This window comes from Candidatus Proelusimicrobium excrementi, assembly GCF_937881865.1.
Taxonomy (GTDB): Bacteria; Elusimicrobiota; Elusimicrobia; order Elusimicrobiales; family Elusimicrobiaceae; genus Proelusimicrobium; species Proelusimicrobium excrementi.
Genome location: NZ_CALGEO010000162.1, coordinates 1 through 7,309 on the forward strand (window position 1 = coordinate 1; position 7,309 = coordinate 7,309).

The 7,309-nt window shown below is 47.4% G+C and carries 6 protein-coding genes and 2 pseudogenes; all 8 read right to left on the reverse strand.

The features are described from left to right. Positions 1-1,639: pseudogene (locus tag ACQY26_RS07220) on the reverse strand (hypothetical protein); the annotation flags it as partial. Between the two features lie 20 nt (positions 1,640-1,659). After that, on the reverse strand, positions 1,660-2,124 hold the full coding sequence (locus ACQY26_RS07225) for an RpiB/LacA/LacB family sugar-phosphate isomerase (RefSeq protein WP_428048505.1): 465 nt from the start codon (positions 2,122-2,124) through the stop codon (positions 1,660-1,662). 2 nt (positions 2,125-2,126) lie between these two features. Continuing rightward, entirely contained in the window at positions 2,127-2,684 is a 558-nt protein-coding gene (locus ACQY26_RS07230) for a D-sedoheptulose-7-phosphate isomerase (RefSeq protein WP_428048507.1), read from the reverse strand. A gap of 3 nt (positions 2,685-2,687) precedes the next feature. After that, positions 2,688-3,413, reverse strand: coding sequence for a tetratricopeptide repeat protein (locus ACQY26_RS07235; protein ID WP_428048509.1), 726 nt, complete (start codon positions 3,411-3,413; stop codon positions 2,688-2,690). Continuing rightward, positions 3,413-5,209, reverse strand: coding sequence for a BatD family protein (locus tag ACQY26_RS07240; RefSeq protein ID WP_428048511.1), 1,797 nt, complete (start codon positions 5,207-5,209; stop codon positions 3,413-3,415). Before ACQY26_RS07240 ends, ACQY26_RS07235 begins: the two co-directional genes overlap by 1 nt. A 1-nt stretch (position 5,210) precedes the next feature. Beyond that, positions 5,211-5,894: a tetratricopeptide repeat protein gene (locus ACQY26_RS07245; RefSeq protein ID WP_428048513.1), complete on the reverse strand. Its 684-nt coding sequence runs from the start codon at positions 5,892-5,894 to the stop codon at positions 5,211-5,213. A 6-nt stretch (positions 5,895-5,900) separates the two neighbouring features. Beyond that, positions 5,901-6,902, reverse strand: a complete 1,002-nt coding sequence (locus ACQY26_RS07250) for a vWA domain-containing protein (RefSeq protein ID WP_428048515.1) — start codon at positions 6,900-6,902, stop codon at positions 5,901-5,903. 4 nt (positions 6,903-6,906) lie between these two features. After that, positions 6,907-7,309: pseudogene (locus ACQY26_RS07255) on the reverse strand (hypothetical protein); the annotation flags it as partial.

Below are 7,309 nucleotides of genomic sequence, written 5' to 3' on the forward strand. Positions count from 1 at the left end.
AAGCTAATTTCTTAAGCCCTTGCACAAGCGGTTTTTTAACGTGTACTTTTATAACTCTTCTGCCTTTTTCGGCAAGAGCTTTAAAATCGCCCAAAGCCTGAGCGTTTACCAAATCGTTAAAACCGTAAGCCGCGCCGGGTATCTTTACGTCATTTTCCGCGTCTGCGGAGATAATCAAAAACACGCCGTTGTTGCCGTCGCCTTTATGAAGCTGGCCCGTGGAATGCAAATATCTGGGGCCGTAGCCGAACAGAACCGCGTGTTTGGTCTGCGTAAAAAGTTTATCCCTCAAAGCGGTAAAAAGTTCGTCGTTTTCGGCAGAGTTGTGCATATAGGGCAATACCGCCAAATAGTCGTTGCCCTGAAGCGTTTGGGCTATATCGCGGCCCAAGGTGTCCAAATTTACTTTGCCTTTAAGATTATCGGAAACGATGATATCAAGATAAGTCTGCGGATCGGTTTTGCCGGCGGACAAATCGTTTAAAAGATTCTTGGCGATAGTCTTTGCGGCCTGTACGTTGGGCTGATCGAAAGGATCAATTTCTATAATCGCGCCGCAGGCGGCCGTGGCGACTTCCCACAAGAGGAACATTGAACCGATTGCGTATTTGTCTTTCATTTTAACTTCAAAGAACGGGTGGGCCGAGGCTTTCAAAGCTTCGGTTTCCGCGCAAATTTCTTTATTGCAGGGGCAATCGCAGGAAACATAAGCAAAAATCCTGTCGTTTTTATAGGCGAAATCTTTATGCAGTTTCTCCCCGGCTACGGGCACTACGCCTTTATCTTCTTTGCCGGTGGATTCCGCGACAAGCTGTTCAACCCAAAGGCCGAATACGCTTATGCCGGAGGGCATAACCAATGTAAGTTTGTCTTTGCCTTCCGCGAAAGCGCAACCCATTAAAGAGCCGAGTTTAGCCGCGGCGGAAGCGGGATCTTTTTTAAATTCTTCGCTGGCTTCTTTGGCGGAAAGGAGAATTTTCTCCACGTCTATGCCGCAAAGCGCTGCGGGAACCATGCCGAAGAAGGACAAAGCGGAAAATCTGCCGCCGATATCGGATTTGTTGATAAAAATCTTTCTGAATTTCTTTTCTTTCGCTAAGGTTTCAAGGCCGGTGCCGGGATCGGTAATCGCTATAAAGTTCTCCCCGGCGTTTTCTTTAACCTTGCCGACTTCGTCAAAAAAGTAAGCGAACTGTGAAGAAGGCTCCACCGTGCCGCCGGATTTGCTGGCGAAAATGAATAAAGATTTTGCGGGATCGATTTTGCCCCTTACGCAGGAAACCCAATCCGGGTTTGTGCTGTCCAAAACCAAAAGTTCCGGCCAGCCTTCGTTTTTGCCGAAAATGACTCTAAGCACTTCGGGCGCGAGGCTGCTGCCGCCCATACCCATAAGAACAACGTGTTTAAATTCGTTTTTTACTTCGGACGCGAAAGCCTTTATTTCCGGCAGTCTTTCCAAAGTCCAATTATATACTTCCGTCCAGCCGAGAGAATTGTTGATGATTTTTGTGTGAGCTTCTTCGGTTTTCCATAAAGTAGCGTCATGTTTGTAAAGCCTGGCGGTAAAATCCGCTTTTTCAAGTTTGGCTAAACCTTTATTGATAATTTCTTCAGCTGACTTATTGTAACTGGCTTGCATATAATACCTCTTTAAATAATTTATTTAAAATTTTCTTTTTCAAATGCGGCGACTTTGGCCGTTCTTCTTTCGTGGCGTTCTTCCCCTTTGCAAAAAGAAGCCTGCGCAAAAGCTTTTACGAGTTCCGGCACAAGCTGCGGGGCCTTATCGCCGATTACGCGCGCACCCAGGCAAAGGACGTTCATATCGTCGTGCTCAACACCCTGCGCCGCGCTGTAAACGTCATGGGCGATGGCCGGCCTTACGCCTTTAAATTTGGACGCGGCTATGCAAACGCCTATACCGCTGCCGCAAATCAAAACGCCCCTCTGCGCGCGGCCGTTTTCTATATCCAAAGCCACTTTTTTGGCGTAATCGGGATAGTCCGCGCTCTCGCGGGAAAAGACGCCTTCGTCAATAACTTCATGCCCCAAAGAGCGCAAAGCGCCCGTAACCAAATCTTTTACGGGATACCCCGCATGATCGCATCCTACGGCAAATATCATAATTAAATTTCCTTTTCAACAAGTTCGCATAAAGTATGCCCGATAAAGATATGGCATTCCTGTATGCGCGGCGTATTGTTGCTTTTTACTATAATAGGCAAATCCACGGCGTTTTTAATGGTGCCGCCGTCTTTGCCCAAAAAAGCCGCGGTATAGCAGCCTTTAAGCTTGGCGACTTCCATTGCCTTATGTACGTTTACGCTGTTGCCGGAAGTTGAAATACCGATAACCACGTCGCCTTTATTTGCAAATCCTTCCACCTGACGGGAAAAAGTTACGTCGTATCCGTAATCGTTGCCTATGGCGGTAATAGTGGAAGTGTTGGTGTTCAAGGCCAAAGCCGGGTAAGAGCGTCTTTCTTTTTTATAGCGGCCGACAAACTCCGCCGCGATATGCTGGGCGTCGCCCGCGCTGCCGCCGTTGCCCATTAAAATAACTTTGCCGCCGTTTCTGAAAGATTCCACTATCTTTACGGCAAGCTCGTTAATCTGCGGGCCGAGGTTATCTCCTACATATTTTAGCACTTCTATAAGTTCATTGCTTTCGTTTTTGGTAAACATAAATTAAATTTCCTCCAAGGATTTTTTAAGAACCCAGCCCGACGAATCAGTATCTTTTATGTTAACGTGATCCCATTCGCCTTTGGAATCGGCGATTACAAGCAAATGCGCGCGCGGCACGCTTAGCCCCACGGGGAAGTTTTCCCCCGGGCCGCTGCGAAGCTCCGCTCTGGGTACGGTAACCACCGCCAGTCTTTGAGAACCGGCGGGATATCTCAGCGTAAGCCACAGGGCAAAAAACAAAAATAAAGCGCCGGCGGCAAAACAAAGAAGTTTTACGCGTTTGCCGCGCCCCAAAAAGAAATACGCCAAAACGGAAAAAGCCAAAAGCCAGGCAAAAAGCGCGCTGAGGCCTTTAAGCTCCGCCAACGAGTAATAATTATAAAGATTAAAAACCGTATCGGGCATACCGTCGGGGACGAGCTTCTGCCCCGTAGCCTGTAAAGCGAAGGCCAAATTATGCCTGATGTCCGCGTCCCTCGGCAGCAGTTTAAAAGCGCGCAGATAGTAAACCAAAGCTTTGTCGCCGTCGCCTGATTTAAAATAGCTGTTTGCCAAATTGTAAAGGACATAAGGATTATCGGGCTCCGCCTCCGCTTTAAGCTGATATTCTTCGGCCGCGGCCAAATAGTCGCCGGAATTATATTTTTCCGAGGCGGTTTTTTCGGTCTCCTGGGCAAAAAGAGGAAAAGCCGCAAACAATATCACAACCAAAAGAAGCGCACGCATTATTTTACCTCCTTTTCAATATCCTGCACTACGGCCAAAGTTTTTTGGGCGGCTTCTTCCGCCGCCACGGTGCTGTTAAGCGCGCTTGAAGGCGCGTATTTAAGCATTTCAAATTCTTGCCAGAGCGTTTCCAAAGAGTAGGCCGTCTGAGCGGAGAGATTAAGTTTGCCGGCGCAATCGGATATGGACATTATACCTATCGGGCGGCCGAGTTTCGTTTCTATATATTTGGTCAGTATCTGGGAAACTTCCGCCACGCTTTTTGCTTTAAGCAAAGCCTTTTTCGCTCCGAGGAAAGCCTTTTTCTTGGAAAATACCGGGATAGGGCTTTTTAAAAGAACATACCCCAATCCGCCCAAGCCAAGCAGTACAAAAATAAGATAATGCCATGAACCCAAATCGCCGAAAGCCGTTAAGAATCCGCTGAACTTGGAAGGCTTCCCTTCCTTGATGTAACGTATATCCTGAACTATTTGTTCCACCCCTCCGCCGGAAGAAGTTCCCGAGGACGCGGAAGAGAACGATATCGGCGCAGCTGAAGAAGAATCGGACGGGCTGACTTCCAAATCTATCGCGTTTGACTTAACCGTCTTATAAGTTTTATCGTTAACGTCAAAATAAGTAAATTCCACGGGCGGAATCGTAAACGTTCCGGAAGCCCTGGGAACGATAACGGTTTTATAAACTTTACTTCCCCCCAAAACGCCGTTGACGGCTTTGCTGGTAAAAGAGGACGTGGTTTCATAAACTCTGAAGCTTTTGCCCAGTTCCGGCGCGGGCACCTCCCCTATGGCGCGCATATTGCCCTGGCCCTTTACCGTTACGGAAAGGGTAACGGGCTCGCCGGCCTGAGGGGTTTGGTTATCCACGGATGATTTTATGGAATATCCGCCGCCGACCGCATTATAAAAACTTTTTGCGCGGCCCTCTTTGGGAAGCGGCAGTATGTTTACGTTTATGGCCTTGCTGGATACCTTTTTTACGTCGCTTTTTGAAGCTGAAAAGAATGAATAAAACGGATCAAAAATATCCCCGGTCGAGCGGTATTCCACGCTGGCGGGGCCTATAGTCGCTTTGCCGGGTAAAATGCCGAAAACGGCCAAATCAAACTGAGTATAAACGTATTGGCGGCCGTTGATTACTTCAAATTCCTGTTTGGAACCGAGCTCCTCAAAAACCAAGCCTTCCATTTTTGGTCTGTCGTACATCGGGCTGCCGGTGGTGCTTTGAGATTGATAAAAACGCACTTTAAGGTTTATCTGCTCGTTTATATAAGCGGAAGTTTTATCGGCGGAAGCCGTCATAAAGAAAGCCGGGGTATCCTGCTCCGACTTAGGCGAACTTGGTTTCAATTTAACCTCGGACGAGCTTTTTGCGGAATTGTTTTGCTTTACCAAAGAAGCTTCCGCGTTGCCCGTTTGCGTGCGGGAAACTTCCACTTCAATAGGTTCCGTATAATAGTCCTTGCCGGAAACCGTTACGGTAAAAGCGTCTATGGAAGATTTGCCGGCAAAGCGCGGTATCAAAATATAATTAAATTGCTGGGTTGCGTTGATTTTGCCGTTTATCATGCTGATATTGCGGCTCTGACCCGAAGAATAAATGTTAAAATTAGGCAAAGAAGGCATTTGGGTAACTTCCACGTCCGTAGAGGATGATTTTACCGTTATCGTAAGCTGGATTTCTTCCGAAAGATCTATATCGGTTTTGTCGGCGGATACGTCAATATCCACCTGGCAAAAGCCCAGCGCGGCGAAAAGGAAGAAAAAAACAAAAACGAAAAATCTTTTTAGCATATTACCAATCCTTCTCCACGGTATTTGAACCCAAAGCGGAAAAATCCTTTTTCCTGTTGTCAGAATGTTCTTTGCTCATCTGCAAAATATTATCGGCTTCATTGGGCGAAAGCTGTTTTTGTTCAGGGGATTCTTCGGGCCGGTTTTGACGGTCCTCGTCCTCTCCGCTTGAGCCGGAATTCCCGTTTTGATTTTCTTTATCGGAATTATCCTGATTATCCTGCTGCTGATTGTTTTCGCCTTGGTTATTGTTCTTATCCTGTTTATTTTTGTTGTTTTGCTGCTGTTTTAAAACAAACTGAAGATTATGAAGGGCCTCTTTATCATCCCTTTTCATAAGCAAAGCGCGGCGCAAATTTTTAACGGCCTCTTCGGTGTTACCCATATTGTAATAGGCGTTGGCCGCATTGTAATAAGAACTTTGTTTAAATTCGGAACCGTCTTCCACGGCTTTATAGGCCTGCAAAGCCGCGTCATAATCCTGAAGCCTGTAAAGAGCCGCGCCGGAATTATAGAAGCCTTTATCGGGCGAGCCCCCTTCCGCGGCCTTGTTGTAAAACTCAAAAGCCTGGCCGTATTTTTCCTTGTCATAAGCTTTGTTGCCTTTGCGCAAATCGGCGTCCGCACCCGCAAAAAGCGGCGCGGCCGACAAAACAAAAAGCAAAAAAAACAAAACTGAACGCATATATCTTTATTTTACCTTTCTTAAAGCAATAAGTATAGAGCTCAGCACCAATACAAAACCTATAAAAAGCGGTATTTGGTACCTGTTTTTGTAAAGCACGTTTCCGTTGACCATAGAAGAACTTTTATCAAGCATAAGCATTTGGCGGTATATTTCTTCCGCGGTTTGCTGCGCGCCGGAAAACTTTATATAAACCCCGCCCGTGGCCGAGGCCAAACCGATAAGGCTCTTCTCGTCAAGTTTGGTCAGCACGGTCTTGCCGTCTTTATCTTTTTTATACGTTTTTACGCCGTTTTCGCGCACGGGGATAAGTTCCCCCTCTTCGCTCCCTATGCCGACGGCTATTATTTTAATGTCATTTTCCCGCGCGGTTTTCAGTGCGGCCTGCAAATCTTTGGGGTTATGGTCCTCTCCGTCGGTAATAAGAACAACCGCTTTACTGCCTGGATAAGGCGCAAGCATTTTAGCCGCAAGATTAACCGCCGGAGCAAGTTCCGTACCCGGCACAGGCAGCATATTGACGTTTAATCCCTGGGCCAAGCTCTTAAGCGCGCCGACGTCGCTTGTAACCGGGCATTGCATAAAAGCGCGGGAAGTAAAAGCCACTATTCCGGCGCGTTCCCGCGCAAAACTGTCTATAAGCATGGAAAGCATGGTCTTTGCGCCGGCCATACGGTTGGGCTTTACGTCCTCGGCCTGCATGGAAAGCGAAACGTCCACCGCGATAACGGCTTGGGAATAGGAAGCTTCGACGTCTATTTTCTGCCTGCCCCATTGGGGCCCGGCCAAAGCCGCGAAGAAGAAAAACAAACCCGTCAAAAAAAGGATATCTTTTATTCTGCGCCTGAATTTAAGCTCCTGCGGAACAAGCTTGGCGTAATTTTCCGCGCTGAAAAGAAGCTTCCTGGCTTTTTCCGCCCGCGCTGCGCCGAAATACCACAGCGCGCCGAGCAAAACCGCCGCAAATATCATATATATAAATACTGAAGGTTGATTAAAAAGTTCCATAATATTAAGGTATTTTTATAAATATAAATTTATCCGCTATAAAAGCCGCCATAAGCAGCAATATCGCCGCCGTTAAAGCCGGTTTGTAATTATCGGTATAGTTAAGCCTTAAGGCTCCTTCAAATTCGGTCTTTTCCAGTTCATTTATGCGCGCGTAAATATTCTGCAGTTCGGCGTTGTTTTTTGCGCGGAAGAAATCGCCGCCCGTTTCCTTGGCGATTTGCATCAAAACCGCTTCCGACTCCGGCGAAGGCGGCGGCAGCTTGGCGACCGTACTTACCGGGCCGAAAATGCTTATTTCGTTAACTTTCATCTCGGCTTCCCCGCCGCTTGCTATGGAAACCGTATATATCTTTATTCCGTGCGCAGCGGCGGCTTTCGCGGCGGCTATCGGATCGACCATGCCC

Coding starts and splice junctions, on each gene's coding strand:
- ACQY26_RS07235 (WP_428048509.1), bottom strand. CDS start 3,413: ATGCGTGCGCTTCTTTTGGTTGTGATATTGTTTGCGGCTTTTCCTCTT.
- ACQY26_RS07245 (WP_428048513.1), bottom strand. CDS start 5,894: ATGCGTTCAGTTTTGTTTTTTTTGCTTTTTGTTTTGTCGGCCGCGCCG.
- ACQY26_RS07225 (WP_428048505.1), bottom strand. CDS start 2,124: ATGATATTTGCCGTAGGATGCGATCATGCGGGGTATCCCGTAAAAGAT.
- ACQY26_RS07250 (WP_428048515.1), bottom strand. CDS start 6,902: ATGGAACTTTTTAATCAACCTTCAGTATTTATATATATGATATTTGCG.
- ACQY26_RS07230 (WP_428048507.1), bottom strand. CDS start 2,684: ATGTTTACCAAAAACGAAAGCAATGAACTTATAGAAGTGCTAAAATAT.
- ACQY26_RS07240 (WP_428048511.1), bottom strand. CDS start 5,209: ATGCTAAAAAGATTTTTCGTTTTTGTTTTTTTCTTCCTTTTCGCCGCG.